At 72.8% G+C, this 17,917-nt stretch carries 16 protein-coding genes and 1 riboswitch; of the genes, 10 read left to right on the forward strand and 6 right to left on the reverse strand.

The window, feature by feature from the left end; all coding sequences use genetic code 11:
* Window positions 1-60 precede the first annotated feature (60 nt).
* Window positions 61-1,407, reverse strand: a complete 1,347-nt coding sequence (locus BBH68_RS03810) for a hypothetical protein (protein ID WP_065958804.1) — start codon at window positions 1,405-1,407, stop codon at window positions 61-63.
* Window positions 1,408-1,558: 151 nt separating this feature from the next.
* Between BBH68_RS03810 and BBH68_RS03815 the strand changes: the two genes are divergently transcribed.
* From BBH68_RS03815 to BBH68_RS03840, 6 genes are all read left to right on the forward strand, one after another.
* A complete protein-coding gene (locus BBH68_RS03815; protein ID WP_245737870.1) occupies window positions 1,559-2,383 on the forward strand; it encodes a TetR/AcrR family transcriptional regulator in 825 nt (274 codons plus the stop codon).
* 185 nt (window positions 2,384-2,568) lie between these two features.
* A riboswitch (cobalamin riboswitch) is annotated at window positions 2,569-2,650 on the forward strand.
* 183 nt (window positions 2,651-2,833) lie between these two features.
* Window positions 2,834-4,174: an SCO2321 family membrane protein gene (locus tag BBH68_RS03820; protein ID WP_065958805.1), complete on the forward strand. Its 1,341-nt coding sequence runs from the start codon at window positions 2,834-2,836 to the stop codon at window positions 4,172-4,174.
* Entirely contained in the window at window positions 4,174-4,947 is a 774-nt protein-coding gene (locus tag BBH68_RS03825; protein ID WP_245737871.1) for an SCO2322 family protein, read from the forward strand. Before BBH68_RS03820 ends, BBH68_RS03825 begins: the two co-directional genes overlap by 1 nt.
* The gene (locus tag BBH68_RS03830) at window positions 4,944-6,194 is read left to right on the forward strand and encodes a CbiQ family ECF transporter T component (RefSeq protein WP_079150777.1); all 1,251 of its coding nucleotides are present in this window, start codon (window positions 4,944-4,946) and stop codon (window positions 6,192-6,194) included. Before BBH68_RS03825 ends, BBH68_RS03830 begins: the two co-directional genes overlap by 4 nt.
* Window positions 6,191-7,837, forward strand: coding sequence for an ABC transporter ATP-binding protein (locus BBH68_RS03835; protein ID WP_065958806.1), 1,647 nt, complete (start codon window positions 6,191-6,193; stop codon window positions 7,835-7,837). Before BBH68_RS03830 ends, BBH68_RS03835 begins: the two co-directional genes overlap by 4 nt.
* Window positions 7,834-8,727, forward strand: a complete 894-nt coding sequence (locus BBH68_RS03840) for an ECF transporter S component (protein WP_425428766.1) — start codon at window positions 7,834-7,836, stop codon at window positions 8,725-8,727. The genes BBH68_RS03835 and BBH68_RS03840 overlap by 4 nt, the downstream gene beginning before the upstream one ends.
* Window positions 8,728-8,794: 67 nt before the next feature.
* On the opposite strand, the gene BBH68_RS03845 is transcribed toward BBH68_RS03840, so the two are convergent.
* Entirely contained in the window at window positions 8,795-9,190 is a 396-nt protein-coding gene (locus BBH68_RS03845; protein ID WP_141712949.1) for a hypothetical protein, read from the reverse strand.
* Between the two features lie 121 nt (window positions 9,191-9,311).
* Window positions 9,312-10,481 carry a steroid 3-ketoacyl-CoA thiolase gene (locus BBH68_RS03850; protein ID WP_065958808.1) on the reverse strand — a complete coding sequence of 390 codons (1,170 nt, stop codon included), beginning with the start codon at window positions 10,479-10,481 and terminating at the stop codon, window positions 9,312-9,314.
* A 298-nt stretch (window positions 10,482-10,779) separates the two neighbouring features.
* On the opposite strand from BBH68_RS03850, the gene BBH68_RS03855 reads away from it, so the two are divergent.
* Both BBH68_RS03855 and BBH68_RS03860 read left to right on the forward strand, forming a co-directional pair.
* Window positions 10,780-12,012 carry a cytochrome P450 gene (locus tag BBH68_RS03855; RefSeq protein ID WP_065958809.1) on the forward strand — a complete coding sequence of 411 codons (1,233 nt, stop codon included), beginning with the start codon at window positions 10,780-10,782 and terminating at the stop codon, window positions 12,010-12,012.
* Window positions 12,013-12,085: 73 nt separating this feature from the next.
* Entirely contained in the window at window positions 12,086-12,673 is a 588-nt protein-coding gene (locus BBH68_RS03860; RefSeq protein ID WP_065958810.1) for an HD domain-containing protein, read from the forward strand.
* Here the strand turns inward: BBH68_RS03860 and BBH68_RS03865 are convergent.
* The 3 genes from BBH68_RS03865 to BBH68_RS03875 all read right to left on the reverse strand — a co-directional run bounded on the left by BBH68_RS03865 (window position 12,663) and on the right by BBH68_RS03875 (window position 16,421).
* Window positions 12,663-13,370, reverse strand: a complete 708-nt coding sequence (locus BBH68_RS03865; protein ID WP_245737873.1) for a superoxide dismutase family protein — start codon at window positions 13,368-13,370, stop codon at window positions 12,663-12,665. The two genes, BBH68_RS03860 and BBH68_RS03865, sit on opposite strands and share 11 nt — an antisense overlap.
* A gap of 122 nt (window positions 13,371-13,492) precedes the next feature.
* Complete coding sequence (locus BBH68_RS03870) at window positions 13,493-15,661, reverse strand: bifunctional glycosyltransferase 87/phosphatase PAP2 family protein (protein ID WP_079150784.1); 2,169 nt, start codon at window positions 15,659-15,661, stop codon at window positions 13,493-13,495.
* Between the two features lie 220 nt (window positions 15,662-15,881).
* Window positions 15,882-16,421, reverse strand: a complete 540-nt coding sequence (locus BBH68_RS03875) for a hypothetical protein (RefSeq protein ID WP_065958812.1) — start codon at window positions 16,419-16,421, stop codon at window positions 15,882-15,884.
* Between the two features lie 259 nt (window positions 16,422-16,680).
* On the opposite strand from BBH68_RS03875, the gene BBH68_RS03880 reads away from it, so the two are divergent.
* Together BBH68_RS03880 and BBH68_RS03885 are read left to right on the forward strand one after the other, a co-directional pair.
* Complete coding sequence (locus BBH68_RS03880; RefSeq protein WP_065958813.1) at window positions 16,681-17,283, forward strand: dihydrofolate reductase family protein; 603 nt, start codon at window positions 16,681-16,683, stop codon at window positions 17,281-17,283.
* A gap of 176 nt (window positions 17,284-17,459) precedes the next feature.
* Entirely contained in the window at window positions 17,460-17,888 is a 429-nt protein-coding gene (locus tag BBH68_RS03885; RefSeq protein WP_065958814.1) for an Rrf2 family transcriptional regulator, read from the forward strand.
* The last annotated feature ends 29 nt before the right edge of the window (window positions 17,889-17,917 follow it).

The raw sequence follows: 17,917 nt of genomic DNA on the forward strand, positions 1-17,917 counted from the left end.
GATCGCCCACCCCGGCGCTTACGACATGGAATCCCCCGAAGCACTCCGCCCGCGCGCCCGCTACCGGAAATCGCCGATCTGGGCGTTTCCGCGCAACATGAAGTCGTCCCCCACTCCGGCCGGGAGCGGTCCCAGATCCTCCGGCTCCCCGGGCGACCTCAGGCTGGCGCGGTACAGCCTCACATCGCCCTCGTCCAGGACCTCTTTTGCCGCGATATAGAGGTACTGACGGTCCGCGGACAGGGCAATGGAGAGGATCTGGTTGTTCGTCTCGCGGGCGATTTCCGCCTTCACCCCCGTCTCCAGCGGGTCGCTCGCGGCGGCCCTTTTCCCCAGCTCGCTCGCATCGACCCGAACGGTGAAGAAGGTGTGTGACGCCCCCTCACAGAGGAGGTCGTCGTCGTTGACCCAGGCCACGGGATCGCAAGCACGCACATCGGCGCCGTCACGCACGATCATCTGGTCGGTGGGCCCGTCGAAGATCGAGTCGTCGGACAGCCGGTCCATGCGGGGCTCCAGGAGATCGAGGTCGAGCCCGTCATACGAGTCGATGCCGTCGATGACGGTGCCGGCCTGGACGGCGAATTTCCCGCTCGGGTGAATGAGGCGCGGACAGGTGACGGCCGCCGAGCTCACCGGACGGTAGAAGTACTCGTCCTCCGGCCCGAGTCGTCGTCCGTGACAGGCTTTGCTGATCGGGTGCCGGGTGAGGCGGCCGTTCTCGTCCGCCGAGTAGTACACCTGCTCGTCCCGTAGAAACCACAGCGATCCGTCCGGAGCGAAACCGGGAGCCGCGTCCGAGTGCGTTTCGGGGCTGTAGCCCTTCTTCCGCGCGGCTTCGGTGATGTCCGTGAACTCCCCCGTGGCCAGGTCCAGCCACCCCACATGTGACGACGTGAGGGCGCCCACCTCCTTTGTGACCACCTCGACCGCCACCCGCCGACCGTCCGGCGAGACCGGGCTGACCCCCGAGTCCGCCACGTTCCCGGCGTACTCCGGTTTCCCGCAGAGGCTGCGTACGGACGCCCGGTCCGCGTCCGCCTTCTCTGCGATCTCGGAGAGCCGGGACAACAGCGGTGCCTCGGAGTACGTGGCGACACGCTTGCCGAACGTGGCGTCGAAGGCCGCGACCTGCTCCCCCTTCTCGTCGTCGTCCCAGCAGATCACCGGGCCGGTGGCCGAGGCCACGCGGGAGAGGTTCTTCCGCACCGTGGCGAGCTCGTCCTCCGCCGAACCCGCCGCGCCCGCCCCGGGCTTGTGCCCACCCTCGTCCGAGACGCCGCCGCGCCCGGAGTCCTTGTCCGAGTCGCCGGACGCTCCGCACCCGGTCAGCCCGCCCACCGCCAGCACGGTCGCGGCGGCCGCCGCGACCCAGCCGCGCGCACCGGACCCATACGTCTTACTCACTCAGCTCTCCGCCTTCCCCCATGGCACGGCCGCGACAGCGCCGACCCCTTGCCGGGGCAGCACAACCGTGACTGCCCTTAGAAGCGAGAATAGTATTAACCATGCGATGACCCTTCACCACAAGTCGGCTGCCCCATACGCCCGACAGCCGATGAAGGATCATTGGGGCGCACCCGACCAGCAGGAGGAGGCGACGGTGTCCGGCACCGACGGAGGCAAAGACGGCGGCAACGACGGCGGCGGGGGCGCGCGCGTGGCGGGGCTGACGCGGCGGGAGCGGCTGCGGGCGGAGCTGGAGCGGGACGCCAAGGCCGCCGCGCGCCGGATCACGGCCGCGGAGGGAGTCGAGGGCCTCACCGTCGCCGCCGTGGCGCGCAGCGTCGGGGTGACCTCACCCGCCCTCTACCGCTACTTCGACGGCAGGAACGGGCTGATCCTCGCCGTCTACGACGACGTCATGGCGGAGTTCATGCAGGTGGTCGGCGGGGCGGTGGAGCGCCAGGACCCCGACGACATCAGCGCCCGGCTGCACGCCGCCACCCGCGCCGTGCTGGACTGGTCGATGGCCAACCCGGCGGAGTTCAACCTGCTCATGGGGGCCGGCTATCCCCAGGCGGCCGCCGCGTCGGCGGAGGACATCCCGCAGGCCATATCGCGCGAGCTGGGCGGGATGTTCGGGCAGCTCTTCACGCGGCTGTGGCGCGAGAAGGGTCTGGCGCACCCGTCCGACGAGGAGATCGATCCGGCCCTGGTGCCGCAGTTGCGGACCTACCGCGAGGTCGTCGGGCTGGATGTGCCCATCGGCGTGGTGTTCCTGATGCTCACCTGCTGGCGACAGATCTACGGCATGCTCTGCCTGGCCGTCTACCGCCACATGTCCTTCGCGCTCAGCGACCCGGTGCCGCTGTTCGAGGACATGATGGACCGTCTCCTCGGCCTTCTCGGCCTCAGCCGCAGCCCCCGCCTGGTGCTCTGAGCAGCAGCGCGCCGCCGACCGCGCGCACGGCGGCGCGGTCGGCGAGCGGATCCGGCGGGCCGGGGCCCACCCGGAGCGTACGGGCCCGTCCGGGAGGGGCCGGTCCAGCGGTCCCGACCGCCGTGGAAGGGCCCGGGTCGGCGCCGGATAAAGTATCCGTGAAAACTTCATCCGCGTCCGATCGGGGGAAGCCGGTGAGAATCCGGCGCTGACCCGCAACCGTGAGTACGGGCTGTGTGTGCCGCAGGGCGTACGAGCCGGAGCACCTGGTCGGCCGCACCGCAGGCTCCCGCCGTCGGCCCGTCCGGCGGCGGCACCGTCGAGGTATGCGGAGCTGAGCCCGGTGTCATCGCGTCGTACGTCCCTCGGCGTGCGGGGTGGGCGGCCGTGCGCGGCCGCGTACCGCTGTCCGTCCACCGCCGAGATCACCGACCGAGAGGCACCGTCGCCATGAACGTACGCCGCAGCGCCACGGCTCTGGCCGCCCTGGCCGCCCTGGCCGCCCTGTGCACGGCCGCCGCCCCCGCCGCGTTCGCCGACGCCTCCCCCTCCCCGAAGCCGTCCGGCCCGGCGCTGCCGAAGGGGCTGTACGGCACCAAGGACCCGCGGTTCGACGGGGTGTGGCGGCAGTCGCTCGCGCTGCTCGCCCAGGACGCCGTCGGGGTCACCCCGGCGAAGTCGGCCATCGACTGGCTGGCCGGCCAGCAGTGCGAGGACGGCGGCTTCGCCGGGTACCGGGCCGACCCGGCCAAGGCGTGCGACCCGGAGAAGGGCGAGTTCACCGACGCGACGGCGGCGGCCGTGCAGGCGCTGGCCGCGGTCGGCGGGCGTAGCTCGGCCGTCGGGAAGGGCGTCGCCTGGCTGAAGAAGCACCAGAACGACGACGGCGGGTGGGGCATGAACCCGGGCGGTCCGAGCGACGCCAACTCCACCTCCGCCGCCGTCGGCGCCTTCGCGGCCACGGGAACGGACCCGAAGGGGGTGAAGTCGGCCAAGGGCGGCAAGACCCCGTACGACCTGCTGCTCGGCCTCCAGTTGGGGTGTGACGCGAAGAAGGGCGAGCGCGGGGCGTTCGCGTACACGGCGGACAAGGGCGGGGCCGGGGCGGCGGCCAACGACCTGGCGACGGCGGCCGCCGCGCTGGCCACCCAGGGCAAGGGCTTCGTCTTCGAGCCCGCGGGCAAGGACGACGGCAAGGCGCCCGAGCCGCTGGACTGCGGCGCGAGCAAGGGCGGTGCCAAGGACGGCGGCAAGGCCGCGGGCGGCGAGCCGGCCGGGGTGGCGGAGGCCGGGCAGGCCGCCGCCGCGTATCTGGCGGACACCATGGCCGAGCACGGCCGCCACCTGCCGTCCTCGATGCCGGGCGCCAAGGACCAGCCGGACTTCGGCGGCACGGCGGACGCGATCATCGCGCTGGCCGCCGGGGAGCACAGCGCGACCGCGGCCAAGCCCCTTCAGTGGCTGCAGAGCGAGAAGAACGGCGCGCTGGCCTGGGCGAAGGGCGACCCGGGGGCGCTGGGCAAGCTGGTGCTCGCGGCGCACGCGGCGGGCGCGGATCCGCGCAGCTTCGGCGGTGTGGACCTCGTCCAGCGGCTGAACGCCACGGGTCCGAAGCCGGAGTCGGTGTCCGCGTCCGGGTCGCAGGCGGACGCGGGCAAGGACGCGGACGGGGAGAAGAAGGACGACGACAAGGGGGGTGTCGGTGGCGTCTGGTGGACGGTGGGCGTGTTCATGGTGGCGGGCATCGGCATCGGCTTCCTGCTGAGCGGCCGGAAGAAGCAGCAGCTCTGATGGGCCCGCGCGCCGCCTCCGCCCGCGTGACCTCCGCCCGCGCCGCCCTCGCCCGCGTCACTTCCGCCCGCGTGACCTCCGCCCTCGCCCGCGCCCGGGCCGCGCTCGTCTGCGCCGCCCTCGCCTGGGCCGCGCTCGCGCTCGCCGCCTCCCCCGCGCACGCCGAGGGCTATCGCTACTGGTCGTTCTGGCAGCGGGAACGGGGCGCCGACGCCTGGACGTACGCCACGCAGGGCCCGGCCACGGCCCGGCCGGGCGACGGCGACACGGTCGGGTTCCGGTTCGCCGTGAGCGAGGACTCGCGGGACGCCGCCCGGCCGCGCGGCCCGGCCGACTTCAAGGCGATCTGCGCGGACACCCCCGCGAAGGACGGCGCCAAACGCGTCGCGGTGGTCCTGGACTTCGGCACGGCCGCCGACGCCCCCGACCACCGCACCCCGCCGAAGCCCCGTACGGAGTGCGCGCGGGTCGACGAGGACGCGAGCGCCGCGGACGCGCTGGCGGCCGTCGCGAAGCCGCTGCGCTACAACTCCGCCGCCCTGCTGTGCGCCATCGCCGGCTACCCCGCCACGGGCTGCGGGGAGCAGGTCGACGCCACCAGCCGCGGGCCGAGCGGCGGGGACGGAGCCGAGGGCGGGGACGGCGGACACGGCGGGGACACCGGGGACGGCGGCGGGGGCATCCCCTCGGCCGGGCTGATCGGCGGTCTGGCCGCCGTGGTCGCGCTGGGGGCCGCCGCCGTCTGGCAGGCGCGCCGCCACCAGCGGCGATGAGCGGCGCCGCCCGGCCCGCCGGACACCCGCCCACCGGGCGCCGAGCGCAGCGCTCCAGTGGCGCGCAGCGCTCCAAGGACGCCCTGTACTCCCGCGGCGCGCTGCACGCCGGGGCCTGGTGGCTGTGGGCCCTGGGGCTGGCCACGGCCGCCTCCCGCACCACCAACCCGCTGCTGCTGGGCCTGCTGGTCGCCGTCGCGGGCTATGTGGTCGCCGTGCGCCGGACGGACGCGCCATGGGCCCGCTCGTACGGCGCGTTCCTCAAGCTGGGGCTGGTGGTGCTGGCGATCCGGCTGACCTTCGCCGTGCTCCTCGGCTCGCCGATCCCCGGGACGCGTGTGCTGGTCACCCTCCCCGAAGTGCCCCTCCCCGACTGGGCGCGGGGCGTGCGGATCGGCGGCCGGGTCACCGCCGAGGGGCTGGTCTTCGCGCTGTACGACGGGCTGAAGCTGGCCACCCTGCTGGTGTGCGTCGGCGCGGCCAACGCGCTCGCCAACCCGGCCCGGCTGCTGAAGTCCCTGCCCGGCGCGCTGTACGAGGCGGGCGTGGCGGTCGTGGTGGCGATGACCTTCGCGCCGAACCTGGTGGCGGACGTCCAGCGGCTGCGGGCCGCCCGCCGGCTGCGCGGCCGCCCCGACCGCGGGGTGCGCGCGCTGCTTCAGGTGGGGCTGCCGGTCCTGGAGGGCGCGCTGGAGCGTTCGGTGGCGCTCGCGGCCGCGATGGACGCGCGCGGCTACGGCCGCACCGCCCAGGTCCCGCCCGCCGTCGCCCGCGCCACCGCCGCCCTCACCCTGGGCGGGCTGCTCGGCGTCTGCGCCGGCACATACGGACTGCTGGCGGCGCGTGGCGCGGGCTTCGGCCTGCCGGTGCTGCTGGCCGGGCTCGCCGCCGCGCTCGGCGGGCTGTGGCTGGGCGGCCGCCGCTCGGCGCGCAGCCGCTACCGCCCCGACCGGTGGGACGCGCGCGCGTGGCTGGTGTCCGGGTCCGGGGTGGCGGTCGCGGGCCTGATGATCTGGGCGGCCTCGTACGCCCCGCAGGCCCTCGACCCGCCCGCCGTCCCGCTCACCGCGCCGGTCCTGCCCCTGTGGCCCGCGGCCGGGGTGCTGGTCGGGCTGCTCCCGGCGTTCGTCGCCCCGGCGCCCGCCCGGGCCCCGCACGCCAAGAACCCCCACAGCCCCCAGAATCCCCAGAGCCCCCAGGACCCCCAGACCACCAGCGAGGACACCGGTAAGGAGGCCACTCGATGATCCGCTTCGAGCAGGTGTCCGTCACCTACGACGACGCGCCGCGACCCGCCCTCCAGGGCGTGGACCTGACCGTTCCGGAAGGGGAGCTGTGTCTGCTCGTCGGCCCCTCGGGGGTCGGCAAGTCGACACTCCTGGGCGCCGTCCCCGGCCTGGTGCCGCACTTCACGGGCGGCACGCTGCGCGGGCGGGTGACCGTGGCGGGCCGCGACACCCGCACCCACAAGCCGCGCGAACTGGCCGATGTGGTGGGCTGGGTGGGCCAGGACCCGCTGGCCCACTTCGTCACGGACACCGTGGAGGACGAGCTCGCCTACGGCATGGAGTCGCTGGGCGTCCCCCCGGACACCATGCGCCGCCGCGTCGAGGAGACCCTGGACCTGCTCGGCCTCGCCCCGCTGCGCGACCGGCCCATCGCGACCCTGTCCGGCGGGCAGCGGCAGCGGGTCGCGATCGGCTCGGTGCTCACCACGCACCCGCGCGTCCTGGTCCTCGACGAGCCGACCTCGGCGCTGGACCCGGCCGCGGCCGAGGAGGTGCTGGCGGTGCTCCAGCGGCTCGTGCACGACCTGGGCACCACCGTGCTGATGGCCGAACACCGCCTGGAGCGGGTGGTCCAGTACGCGGATCAGCTGATCCTGCTGCCCTCCCCCGGCGCGGCCCCCGTGATCGGCGACCCGGCCGGGGTGATGGCGGTCTCCCCCGTCCGGCCGCCCGTGGTCGACCTCGGCCGCCTGGCGGGCTGGTCGCCCCTCCCGCTGTCCATACGGGACGCCCGCCGCAAGGCGGCGCCGCTGCGGGAGCGCCTCGCCCCGCACACCCCGGACGGGGCGGCGGACCTCCGGGCGGGCGAGCCCGTCGCCGAGGTGGCGCGGCTGGCCGTGCGCCACGGGCGGGTCGAGGCGCTGCGCGGGGTGGACCTCGTGGTGCGCCCGGGTGAGACGGTGGCGCTGATGGGCCGCAACGGGGCGGGAAAGTCGACCTTGCTGTCCACGCTGGTGGGGATGCACACCCCCGCCTCCGGTTCGGTGCGCCTCGGGGCCGCCGGGCCGGGCGGCGGCCCCGGGGTCGTGCCGCACCGGACCCGCCCCGCCGACCTGCTGCGCCATGTGGGCCTCGTGCCGCAGGAGCCGCGCGATCTGCTCTACGCCGACACCGTGGCGGCGGAGTGCGAGGCCGCCGACCGGGACGCGGGCGCGGCCCCGGGGAGCTGCCGGGAGCTGGTCGGCCGGCTGCTGCCCGGCGTGGCGGACTCGGCGCACCCCCGTGACCTGTCCGAGGGCCAGCGGCTCGCGCTCGCGCTCGCGGTCGTCCTCACCGCGCGCCCGCCGCTGCTGCTGCTCGACGAGCCGACCCGCGGCCTGGACTACGCGGCGAAGGCGCGCCTGGTCGAGATCCTGCGCGGGCTGGCCGCGGAGGGCCATGCGACCGTGCTGGCCACGCACGACGTGGAGCTGGCCGCCGAACTCGCCCACCGGGTGGTGATCCTGGCCGACGGGGAGGTGGTGGCCGACGGCCCGACGGCGCGGGTGGTGGTGTCCTCCCCGGCGTTCGCCCCGCAGGTCTCCAAGGTGCTGGCGCCGCAGCCGTGGCTGACGGTCCGACAGGTACGGCGGGCCCTGGGCGAAGCGGAGCGGGCCGTATGACACCGGGTGGCGAGGACACGGCGCCGAACGGGGCCGGCACGGCGAAGGGGACCGGCGTGCCGAAGAGGACCGGCGCGCTGAAGGAGGCGGCCGGCGCACGCGCCATCCGCCTCGGCCCCCGCTCCGTGGCGGCGCTCGCCCTGGTGTCCGCGGTCGGCGTGGCCGCCTTCGGCTGGCCCCTGCTCGCGGACTCGGCGTCCGGGCTCGCCCACTCGGCCGACGCGCCCTGGCTGTTCGCCGCCCTGCTGCCGCTGCTGCTCGCGGTGGTCATGGCGACCATCGCCGACACGGGCCTGGGTTCGAAGGCCGTCGCGATGCTGGGGGTGCTGGCGGCCGCCGGGGCCGCGCTGCGGCCGCTGGGCGCGGGGACGGCGGGCATCGAACCGATGTTCTTCCTGATGGTGCTGTCGGGGCGGGTCCTGGGACCGGGCTTCGGCTTCGTGCTCGGCGCGGTGTCGATGTTCGCGTCCGCGCTGCTGACGGGCGGGGTGGGGCCGTGGATGCCGTTCCAGATGCTGTCCATGGGGTGGGTGGGCATGGGCGCGGGCCTGCTGCCGGGGGCGGAGCGGCTGCGCGGGCGGCGCGAGTTGGCGCTGCTGGCCGGGTACGGGGCGGTCGCCTCCGTGCTGTACGGCACGGTGATGAATCTGCAGGGCTGGCCGTACCTCGCGGGGATGGCCTCGGGCGTGTCGTTCGTGCCCGGCGATCCGCTGCCGCACAACCTGGCCCGCTTCGTCGCGTACTGCCTGGCCACGTCGCTCGGCTGGGACCTGCCGCGCGCGGTGGTGACGGTGGTGCTCACCCTCACCCTCGGCCGTACGGTCCTGCGGGCCCTGCGCCGGGCGACCCGCCGGGCGGCCTTCGACGCGCGGGTCTCTTTCAAGAGCTGAGCCAAGGCCCGAGCCAAGGCCTGAGCCAAGGCCCGAGGCCGGCCCGGAGGGGGCCGGCCTGGTGGTCCTAGCCCTGGTGGTACACGTTGACCTTCCAGTCGGCGACCCACTTGCCGTCGCCGTACTGCAGGTTGGCCGTGCACTTGTAGGTGTTGCCGTCACAGCTCAGCCCCGTGACCGGCACCGGCGCCGCCGCACTCCGCACCGAGGACGACTGTGAAGCGACACCCTGGTGGTACACGTTCACCGCCCAGTCCGCCACCCACCTCCCGTCCCCGTACTGCAGGTTGGCCGTGCACTTGTAGGTGTTGCCGTCACAGTTGAGCGCCGTGACCGGGACGGGCGCGGCGGCCCTCTCGGGCGCGGCCGCCTGCGCGCCGGCGGCGGGCGCGAGGGCGGAGGTGGTCATGAGGAGGGCTCCCAGGCCCAGGAAGGTACCGGTGAGCATGCGTCGAGCTGACATGTGTGTCGCTTCCCTTCGACTCGGTCGGCGTTGACCGAGGCGTAAGGAACCAGAGGCCGCTCGCGGCGGACTCGAGCCCGGGGGCGGCTGCCGCCGCGACCGGGGATGGCGGGCGGGGCCGTCAAAGGCGCTGGATGATCGTCCCGGTCGCCAGCGCGCCCCCCGCGCACATCGTGATCAGCGCGAACTCCTTGTCCGCGCGTTCCAGTTCGTGGAGCGCCGTGGTGATCAGGCGGGCGCCGGTGGCCCCCACCGGGTGGCCCAGCGCTATCGCGCCACCGTTGACGTTCACCTTCTCCAGGTCCTGCCCGAAGACCCGCGCCCACGACAGCACCACCGACGCGAACGCCTCGTTGATCTCGACGATGTCGATGTCCTTGAGCGTCATCCCCGCCTTGCCGAGCACCGCCCGGGTCGCGTCGACCGGCCCGTCCAGGTGGTAGTGCGGGTCGGTGCCGACCAGCGCCTGGGCGACGATCCGCGCGCGGGCCTTGAGCTTGAGCGCCCGCGCCATCCGCTTGGACGCCCACATCACGGCCGCGGCGCCGTCGGAGATCTGGGAGGAGTTGCCCGCGGTGTGCACGGCGGTGGGCATCACCGGCTTCAGCCCGCCGAGCGCCTCCATGCTGGTGTCGCGCAGCCCCTCGTCCCGGTCGACGAGCCGCCACATGCCCTGCCCGGCCGCCTGCTCCTCCTCGGTCGTCGGCACCTGCACCGCGAAGGTCTCGCGCTTGAAGCGCTCCTCGGCCCACGCCCGGGCCGCCCGCTCCTGCGAGATGAGCCCGAGCGAGTCGACGTTCTCCCGGGTGAGCCCGCGGCGGCGGGCGATCCGCTCGGCCGCCTCGAACTGGTTGGGCAGATCGACGTTCCACTCGTCCGGAAACGGCCTGCCGGGCCCGTGCTTGGAGCCGCTGCCCAGCGGCACCCGGGACATGGCCTCGACACCACAGCCGATGCCGACGTCGATGACCCCGGTCGCGACCATGTTGGCCACCATGTGGTTGGCCTGCTGCGAGGAGCCGCACTGGCAGTCGACGGTGGTGGCCGCGGTCTCGTACGGCAGGCCCACCGCGAGCCAGGCGTTGCGCACGGGGTTCATCGACTGCTCGCCGGCGTGGGTGACCGTGCCGCCGACGACCTGTTCCACACAGTCGGGCTGGATGCCGGTACGGGCGAGGAGTTCGCGGTACGTCTCTCCGAGCAGATAGGCGGGGTGCAGATTGGCGAGCGCGCCTCCGCGCTTCCCGATGGGGGTGCGCACGGCTTCGACGATGACGGGTTCCGCGGCCATGACTCGTCCGTCCTCACTCTCTTAAGGGCTGGGTTCCCCTTCGGATCACTCGCCCAGCGGTATCCGCGGGGCTCCCGGCGGCGCCCGCGACGGAACTGATACTTGTTCTAGTTCCTGGGCCAGTCTGCTGAGGGCCAGCCCGGCGACGCAAGGGGCATGCACGCCCGTTATGGGCCACTCCGGCGCCCGTCGCGCGCCCGCCGGGCCGCAACAAAGGCGGGCATGGCACTTGCCACTTGTAGAACCCGTTACTACGTTCACCGAGACTTCTGATAGGCCGTCAGATCTGGAGTGGCCGATGTCCTGTCCAGCGCTGCCCGAAGGCTTCGACTTCACCGACCCCGACCTCTACCAGCACCGCCTGCCGCTCCCGGAGTTCGCCCTGCTGAGGCGGACCGCCCCGGTGTGCTGGATCCCCCAGCCGCACGGCATCGCGGGCTTCGACGACGACGGGTACTGGGCCGTCACCCGCCACGCCGACGTCAAAGAGGTGTCGACCAGGCCGGAAATCTTCTCCGCCAACCTAAACACCGCGATCATCCGCTTCAACGAGCACATCCAGCGCGACCAGATCGACGTCCAGAAGCTCATCATGCTCAACATGGACCCGCCCGAACACACCCGGGTCCGCCAGATCGTGCAGCGCGGTTTCACCCCGCGCGCCATCCGCGCGCTGGAGGACGCCCTGCGCGAGCGCGCCGCCCGGATCGTGGCCGGGGCCAGGGAGGACGGCAGCGGCGACTTCGTCACCGACGTGGCCTGCGAACTCCCCCTTCAGGCCATCGCCGAGCTGATCGGTATCCCGCAGCAGGACCGCGCCAAGATCTTCGACTGGTCGAACAAGATGGTGGCCTACGACGACCCGGAGCTGGCCATCACCGAGGAGATCGGCGCGCAGTCGGCGATGGAGCTGATCTCGTACGCCATGAACCTGGCCGCCGACCGCAAGGCCTGCCCGGCCCAGGACATCGTCAGCAAGCTGGTCGCCGCCGAGGACGAGGGCAGCCTCGGCTCGGACGAGTTCGGCTTCTTCGTGCTGGTCCTCGCGGTGGCGGGAAACGAGACCACGCGCAACGCCATCAGCCACGGCATGCACGCCTTCCTCACCCACCCCGACCAGTGGGAGCTGTTCAAGCGGGAGCGCCCGGCCACCGCCGCGGAGGAGATCGTCCGCTGGGCCACCCCGGTCATGTCCTTCCAGCGCACCGCCACCCAGGACACCGAGCTGGGCGGGCAGCGGATCGAGGCGGGCCAGCGGGTCGGCATCTTCTACTCCTCCGCCAACCACGACCCGGAGGTCTTCGACCACCCCGAGGTCTTCGACATCACCCGCGCCCCCAACCCGCACCTGGGCTTCGGCGGCGGCGGCCCGCACTTCTGCCTCGGCAAGAGCCTCGCCGAGCTGGAGATCCGCCTGATCTTCAACGCCATCGCGGACGCCCTCCCGGACATCCGGCTCGCGGGCGACCCCAGGCGGCTGCGGTCGGCGTGGCTCAACGGGATCAAGGAGCTGCGGGTGACCTACGGCTGACCACGGGTGACCGCGGCGCGTCCCCCGCCCCGGGAGTGCCTTCCCGGCCCCGTACGGGGGCACACTGTCGGCCATGAACGACACGAGCGGCATCCCCGGCGCGCAGCACGACCTCCGAAGACTCTTCGACTTCATCGCCCTCACCGCCCGGCTGCGGGAGGTCGAGCGCCCCAACAACGCCACCGCCGCGCGCAAGGAGAGCGTGGCCGAGCACTCCTGGCACCTGGCCATGGTCAGCTGGATACTGCACGCCGAGTTCGAGCGCGAGGCCGGCCACTGCCTGGACCTGACCAAGATGCTCAAGCTGTGCCTGATGCACGACCTCGTCGAACTCGACCCTTCGGGCGACGCCGCCGAGGTCCCCTTCGCCTCGCTGCCGGGACCGCTGGGGCCCGAGCTGCTGGCCCTGTGGCACGAGTACGAGGAGGGCCGTACGCCCGAGGCCTGCCTGGTCCGCGGGGTGGACCGGCTCAACCCCGCCCTGATGCGCTACCTCACCGGCCAGGGCTGGCACGACGTGCCCACCGACACCAACGCCGCCATGGACGCCGACGCCCTGGACCGGCGGCAACTGCCCCGGGTGGCCGTCAGCGAGACGCTGTGCGCGCTGTACGAGGAGATCCGCGACGCGTCGGTGCGCAGCGGGCTGCTCACCCCTTGAACGGCACCTTGACGCACGCCACCCGCGTCCCGGCCATCCCGGCATGGCCCTTCCCCGTGGCGGTCGCATGCTCGTGGATCACCACGGAGCGCGCCTCGGAGTCCCGGAAGCGCCAGTCCACATGGGCCTTGGCGTAGCCCTCGCCGTGTCCGTTGGTGGTGAGATCCAGCCACACCTCGTTGCGCGGATTCGCGTACTTCGGGTTGACCGACGGCTGCTTGGGGTCCTTCGTGTTCTGGTAGTGCGGACCCGAGTCGTCGGGCATGGTCCCGCACGGCTTCGTATGGACATGCACCCCGAAGGTGTGATGCGCCTTGACCCCGCGCACCCACACCCCGACGAACGTGCCCTGGCCCTTGCCCTGCGGGCTCTGGGTGCCCTGCGGGCTCGGGCTCTGGGTCGGGGTGCTCCGGGCCGCGTCGCCCATGTGCTGGTGACCGTGGTCATGGCCGTGCTCGTACTCGTGCCCGTCCTCGTGCTCGTAGTGGCGCGGCTTGCCGAGGAACTCCACGACGACGACCTTGGCGGAGACGGGCACCAGCTTGGTGTCGTACGTCACCGCCTTGTGGTCACGGGCCTGGGCCGCCGGCGCGAATGTCGCGTGGACCATGACCGCGGGGCAGGGCGGCGAGACGGCCGGGGAGACCGCGACCATCGACGCCGCTGCCGCCGCGGTGAGCGCCATGGCAAGGGACATGGGGGATCACTCCTCCGAGCGTGGACCCCCCTCGACTGGCCCCAGGGGCGCGGGCCCCGCGCACTGCCCCACCCGACCGGGCCCGTCCCTGCTTTCCACGCTAGTGCCCTCCGTCACACCCTTCAACGCGAGCCGGGACCGGCGACCTCCGTCGGCTCGGCGGCCCCCGGCGGTGCGGCGGTCCCGGTCGGCTCGGCGGCCTGGGTGTCGGGCGCCTTGGACGGGGCCGGCACCAGCGCCACCGCCGCCCCCGCCCGCTCCGGTTCGCGCCGACGCAACCTGGGCGGCCACAGCGGCCCCGCGGCCTCCTCCGCCGGCCGCTTTCCGAAGCCGAACAGCACGTACTGCAGTCCGAAACCGGCCGACACGACCACCGCGCCCCCGACCGCGTCCAGGATCCAGTGGTTGGCCGTGCCGACGATGACCGCGGTGGTCATCAGCGGATACATCAGCCCCAGGACCTTCATCCACAGCTTCGGCGCCACCATCGCGATGACCACCCCGCACCACAGCGACCAGCCCACGTGCAGCGAGGGCATGGCCGCGTACTGGTTGGACAGCTTGGTCAGCGCGCCGAAGTCCGGATTCTCCAGGTCCTGCGGGCCGTGCGCGGTGTCGACGAAGCCGAGGCCCATCAGGCGCGGCGGGGCGGTCGGGTAGAGCCAGAAGCCGACCAGCGCGAGCATCGTGGCGAAGGCGAGCGGGGTGCGGGCCCAGCGGTAGGTGAGGGGGCGGCGCAGATACAGCCAGGCGAGCAGGGACAGCGGCACCAGGAAGTGGAAGGTGCTGTAGTACCAGTTCATGCTGTCCCTCAGCCATGGTGTGTCCGCCACCACGCTGTTGAACCAGTGCTCGATGTCGATTCCCAGCCACTTCTCGGCCGTGAGGATCTGGTGGCCGTGGCTCTCCGCGAGGCTCCGCGAGTCGGGGGCGTGGGCGCGGATGTAGGAGTAGCCGAAGTAGCCGATGCGGATGAACATCAGCTCGAGCATCAGATTGGGCCGGGAGAGCGGCCGCCGTACGAAGCGCAGCAGCGGCACCCAGGCGAAGCGCCCCCTGGCCGGCTCCGCGACCGGGGTCGGGGCCGGGTTGTCCCAGGCGGGGGAGGTGCGGGAGAGGAAGGGGACCAGGCAGGCGGCGGCGAGGGCGGCCAGCAGCGGCGCGTTGTAGCCGATATGGCCGAGAACATCGATATCGGGCAGCAGGGCGGTGCGGTTGAGGGTCATCACCAGCACCACCAGCACCGGCCACACCAGCCGATCCGAGGCGCGCCTGCCGACCCGCCCGACGACGGCCAGCAGGATCCACAGCTGCTGGTACTGCCAGGAGGTGGGCGAGATCGCCAGCGCCACGCTGCCGGTGATCGCCGCCGCCAGCAGCAGCTGCCCGTCCTTCGCGTAGTACGCGGCGCGCCGCAGGCCGACCACGGCCACGGTCACGGCGAGCACCGCGAGCAGCGCCAGCTCGACCGGGCCCGAGAGCCCGATCCGCAGCAGCAACCCGTGCAGGGACTGGTTGGCCAGGCCGTCCGCGGGCGCGCCGAGCCCCGCGCCGCCGATGTGGTGCCCCCAGTACGTCCAGGAGTCGTGCGGCATGACCGCCCAGGCGAGCGCGGTGCAGGCGGCGAAGGTGGCCCCGGCGACCGCCGCGGCGCGCCGCTGGCCGACCAGCCACAGCACCACCGCGAACAGCAGCAGCGCGGGTTGCAGCGCCGCGGCCACACCGATGAGCACGCCCGCCTGCCGGCCGGAGGTCCCGGGCAGCACGGTGAGCACCACCAGCAGCACGGGGATGATGCTGGTCTGGCCGAGGGTGAAGGTGTTGCGCACCGGGAGCGACAGGACGAGGAGGCTGATGGCGACGGGCGCGGCCAGCAGTGAGGTACGGCGGGAGACCGGGCCGGGCAGGCAGCGGGCGGCGACCAGGGCGAGCACCACGACCAGCAGCAGGGTGCCGAAGGTCCAGGCGTAGCCAAGGCTCTGCTCGGCGGAGCGGGTGAGCGGTTTGAGCACCAGACCGGAGAAGGGCGTCCCGGTGAACGCGTCGCCGTCGTACAGCGATCCGCTCACATGCAGGACGCCCCGCTCCCCGATCCAGGTCTCCAGATCGGTCAGGCGCTCGTCGGGCGGCAGCCGCAGCACCGCCGCGGCCTGACGGACGGCCAGCAGGCCGGCGAGGAGCCACAGCGCTCCGAGCGCCAGCAGGCTCCGTGACGTCCGTGTCCGGGCGGCACCGGGGCCCGCCCTCGTACCCGAGGTGCTCCGCAGTCCGCTTCGCTCCACGTTCGTCACGCCCTGCCGCTCCCCCACTCGCCTTGTCACTCGCTCCGGATGCTTGAGACCTTACTGAGCCCTGTACTCAGACGCGGAAAACCCCTCGTCACCTGACCGCCGTCCGGGGTTGTCCGAAAAGTACCGCTCAGTCGACCGGATGAGTTGTGTGGTCCGCCCCAATTTCACCAGGGGTGGGGGGTGTGCCGCGAATCGCCCCCGCGGCGTGCCCCGTACGGCCTCACCACTGGCAGTGGACGTGGGTGGAGTGCCCGGCGTCGCCGGGGCCGAGGACGAGGACGGCCCCGTAGGACCGGCACGCCTTCATGAACTTCTTGGCCTTGGTGTAGCCCGCTCCGCCGGTGCTGACCCGCGACCCGTTGACGGTGCCGACGTCGAAGGCGCGGCCCGCGTAGTGCTTTGAGCCACGCGAGTGGCTGCCGCCGGCGACCTCGGTGACCCGGAAGGTGAACCTCTTGACGGTGTTCAGCTTCAGCATCGCGTTGAGCATGTTCGTGTTGAGGGTGACCGATCCGCCGGGGGCGGTGCCGTAGCTGCTGCGCCTGGCCTTCCGCCCGGCGGCGGTGTCCGTGATGTTCTGCTTGGCGTTCGCCTTGTCCCGCACGCCGCTGTCGTGGGTGGTGGCCAGGCTGATGCCGCGGTGGTTGAGTATCGACTTCGCGATGGCGGGCCGCGTGGCGGCCTCCGCCGTGGTCGCGGTGGCCATGACCGCCAGCGAGGAGGCCAGGGCGGCGGAGATCATGAGAGGAGCGCGCTTCATCGGTGGTTCCCTCCCGTTACGGTGACGCGGCCGGCTGGCCGACGCGATCCACGGTGCCGGTCGGATCCTGTGGAAATCTTGCGCGTTTCTTGAATGAGGCCCGACCGACGCCGGTGTGCGCTACATCACACCATCGGATCACGCGGAGTCGATGACTTCGGCGCGATTCGGCGGTCTTTATCACCGCAAGCGTCGAACGGCGCGAGTATCAAACACCGTAAGCACCGTAAGCACCGCTGCGAGTTGGAGGAGCGAGTCCGTGCGCATCGTGATCAGTGAGTTCATCAGCCTGGACGGCGTCGTGCAGGCCCCGGGCGGCCCCGACGAGGACACCGAGGGCGGCTTCGCGCACGGCGGTTGGACGCACCGCTTCTTCGACCCCGAGGTGGTGGGCGGCGCCTTCAACGACGCCCTGTCCCAGGCCGACGCGCTGCTGTTCGGGCGCCGCACCTGGCAGACGATGGCCGCGGCGTGGCCGGATCGGGCCGGCGACCCGTTCGCCGACCGGATGAACAGCATCCGTAAGTACGTGGTGTCCCACACCCTGAGAGACGACGAGCTGACCTGGGACAACACCACCCGCGTCCAGGGCGAGGAGGCCGTCGCCCGGCTCCGCGAGCTGCGCGAGGCCGACGGCGGCGACCTGCTGCTCATGGGCAGCCCCACCCTCGCCCGCACCCTCCTGCACGAGGACCTGGTCGACGAACTCCGGCTGATGGTCATGCCGGTGATCCTCGGCGGCGGAAAGACGATCTTCCCGGGCGACGGGTCGCTGCGCACGCTGGAGCTGGTCTCCACGGTCACCAGCGGCACGGGCGTACAGGTGAGCACCTACCGGCGCGCCGCCGACGACAAGTCCTGAAGTGCGTTTCGGGCCGCGAGCCTGACGTGTGGTGAGTATCGGACAGCGACACGCCGTGATGTCGGCGCGTCATTGTCCGATACTCACCACAAACTCACCGGTGGTCAGGCGCCCGGACGTGGCTTGACCGCGGCGGTGGGTGTAACAGAAACTGTTGCAACAACCGAGGAGGGGCGATGGCGGCGAACAGTCGATTGACCATCGCGACGCACGCGCTGGCCTGGCTGGCGCTGGCGCGGCGCCGTGGCCAGGAGGTACTCACGTCGGAGCAGGTCGCGGCCAGCGTCAACACCAACCCCGTGATCATCCGGCGCAGCCTCGGCGACCTGCGACGAGCCGGCCTGGTGGAGGTCCGCCACGGCGCCGGCGCGGGCTGGAGCCTGGCCCGTGAGCCCGAGGGGATCACCCTGCTCGAGGTGTACGACGCCGTCGACGCCCAGCCACCGTTCGGCCTGCACCGCACGGAGCCCAATCTGGAGTGTCCGGTCGGCCACGGCATCCGGCCCGCGCTGAGCGGCGTCTACGGCCGGGTCGAGCAGGCCATGCGGCGCGAGCTGGCGGAGACGTCGATCGCCGATGTACTGCGCGAGACGCTGGTGAACTAGCCCCGGACTTCGCGGGTCACCGGTCCGGT

Origin of the sequence: Streptomyces sparsogenes, assembly GCF_001704635.1 — a bacterium.
Taxonomy (GTDB): domain Bacteria; phylum Actinomycetota; class Actinomycetes; order Streptomycetales; family Streptomycetaceae; genus Streptomyces; species Streptomyces sparsogenes.

Bases quoted from the DNA above. Each gene is read 5' to 3' on its own strand.
- BBH68_RS03815 (WP_245737870.1), top strand. From the start codon at position 1,559: ATGAAGGATCATTGGGGCGCACCCGACCAGCAGGAGGAGGCGACGGTG.
- BBH68_RS03820 (WP_065958805.1), top strand. From the start codon at position 2,834: ATGAACGTACGCCGCAGCGCCACGGCTCTGGCCGCCCTGGCCGCCCTG.
- BBH68_RS03825 (WP_245737871.1), top strand. From the start codon at position 4,174: ATGGGCCCGCGCGCCGCCTCCGCCCGCGTGACCTCCGCCCGCGCCGCC.
- BBH68_RS03830 (WP_079150777.1), top strand. From the start codon at position 4,944: ATGAGCGGCGCCGCCCGGCCCGCCGGACACCCGCCCACCGGGCGCCGA.
- BBH68_RS03835 (WP_065958806.1), top strand. From the start codon at position 6,191: ATGATCCGCTTCGAGCAGGTGTCCGTCACCTACGACGACGCGCCGCGA.
- BBH68_RS03840 (WP_425428766.1), top strand. From the start codon at position 7,834: ATGACACCGGGTGGCGAGGACACGGCGCCGAACGGGGCCGGCACGGCG.
- BBH68_RS03845 (WP_141712949.1), bottom strand. From the start codon at position 9,190: ATGTCAGCTCGACGCATGCTCACCGGTACCTTCCTGGGCCTGGGAGCC.
- BBH68_RS03850 (WP_065958808.1), bottom strand. From the start codon at position 10,481: ATGGCCGCGGAACCCGTCATCGTCGAAGCCGTGCGCACCCCCATCGGG.
- BBH68_RS03855 (WP_065958809.1), top strand. From the start codon at position 10,780: ATGTCCTGTCCAGCGCTGCCCGAAGGCTTCGACTTCACCGACCCCGAC.
- BBH68_RS03860 (WP_065958810.1), top strand. From the start codon at position 12,086: ATGAACGACACGAGCGGCATCCCCGGCGCGCAGCACGACCTCCGAAGA.
- BBH68_RS03865 (WP_245737873.1), bottom strand. From the start codon at position 13,370: ATGTCCCTTGCCATGGCGCTCACCGCGGCGGCAGCGGCGTCGATGGTC.
- BBH68_RS03875 (WP_065958812.1), bottom strand. From the start codon at position 16,421: ATGAAGCGCGCTCCTCTCATGATCTCCGCCGCCCTGGCCTCCTCGCTG.
- BBH68_RS03885 (WP_065958814.1), top strand. From the start codon at position 17,460: ATGGCGGCGAACAGTCGATTGACCATCGCGACGCACGCGCTGGCCTGG.